Here is a 1,273-nt window from a genome sequence, read left to right on the forward strand (position 1 = left end):
CGTCGCTGCGGTGAAGGTAGCCTCGGTGAAGGCCGCGCTTGACCTGCGCGCCGACGCCACGCACAAGGATCTCCGCAAGCAGGTCGTGAAGGTGGTCGAATCGCTCGGCGGCAATCCTGTCGTTGCCGTCGCTGTGGATCGCCCGGAACGCGTACGCCATCATCACGTACACGTTGCGAATGATGATCGAGCGATCGGTCATGCGAGGGCACTCCGGAGCCTGCCTGTCCACTCCTCGGCTTTGATGGGCTCGTCGAACCAGTACTCGTCGAGCAGTGGAATGAGTTCGTCCTCGACGACGGAGTACAGCCACGCGTCGTCGGCGTCGCTGCCCGCAGGACGTGTGAGGTAGCTGTGCCCGATCGCAAATCCCTGGCCGAGCGCTGGGTCGTCGCTTATGGTCCTGTTGAGGTCGACGACGACGGTGACGAGGCGGTCGAGGGTGGGGCTGCCGGCCTCCTGCTGCCACCGGGTGAACCCGGCCGAGTCGAAACCGGGGGGCATCTCGAAAAACCCGAAGCGACGGCGCAACGCGTAGTCGAGGACGGCGAGGCTGCGATCCGCGGTATTCATCATGCCGATGATGTGGACGTTCGCCGGGACAGAGAAGGTCTCGTTCTTGTAGACCAGGCGTAGGTCTTGTCCGCGCTTGTCGGCTTCGATGAGCATGAGCAGTTCGCCGAAGATCTTGGAAATGTTGCCGCGGTTGATCTCGTCGACGATGAAGAAGTAGGGCTGGTCGTCGTCGTCGGCGCGGGCTTCCTCGCAGAACCGGTAGAACGCTCCCTCGGCGAGCGTGAACCCGCCTGTCTCGGTGGGTCGGTAGCCCATCATGAAATCTTCGTAGGAATAGCTCTGATGGAATTGAACTGTCTGGATCCGGCTCGGGTCCTTCATGCCCAGGATCGAGTATGCGAGGCGTTTGGCCGCGAAGGTCTTTCCGACGCCGGGTGGACCAGCGAGGATGACGTTCTTCTTCCGCAGCAGCAAGGAGCGCAGCCGGTCGTAGCCGGTCTCGGAGAGATAGACTTCGCTGAGAAACGCGGCCTTGTCGTATGACGGGAGCGGCGTCGCCGGGACGGGCGGCACTGGCTCGACATCGCCGGTGACGAGAGCCTCAAGTTTCTCTACGTAGTCGCGGTACGGCGTAATGTCGGTGAGCGTTTTTGTTGCCGCGTCCCCGGGGTGCTCCCAGGACCGTGTGGGTCCAGTTCACCGAGCGGACGTGGCGGAACGAGGCACGGTCCGGCTCGAACCGGCCGCCGGAGGTGAC

Annotated in this window: 1 protein-coding gene and 1 pseudogene; both read right to left on the reverse strand. The window is 63.3% G+C overall.

Annotated features, from left to right (window positions below; translation table 11 throughout):
* Positions 1 to 202 (reverse strand): annotated as a pseudogene (locus AHiyo1_RS25830) (5-methylcytosine-specific restriction endonuclease system specificity protein McrC); the annotation flags it as partial.
* Complete coding sequence (locus AHiyo1_RS22595) at positions 199 to 1,089, reverse strand: AAA family ATPase (RefSeq protein ID WP_216363300.1); 891 nt, start codon at positions 1,087 to 1,089, stop codon at positions 199 to 201. The pseudogene AHiyo1_RS25830 and the gene AHiyo1_RS22595, both read right to left, overlap by 4 nt.
* Positions 1,090 to 1,273 lie beyond the last annotated feature (184 nt).

Origin of the sequence: Arthrobacter sp. Hiyo1 (assembly GCF_001263615.2) — a bacterium.
GTDB lineage: Bacteria > Actinomycetota > Actinomycetes > Actinomycetales > Micrococcaceae > Arthrobacter.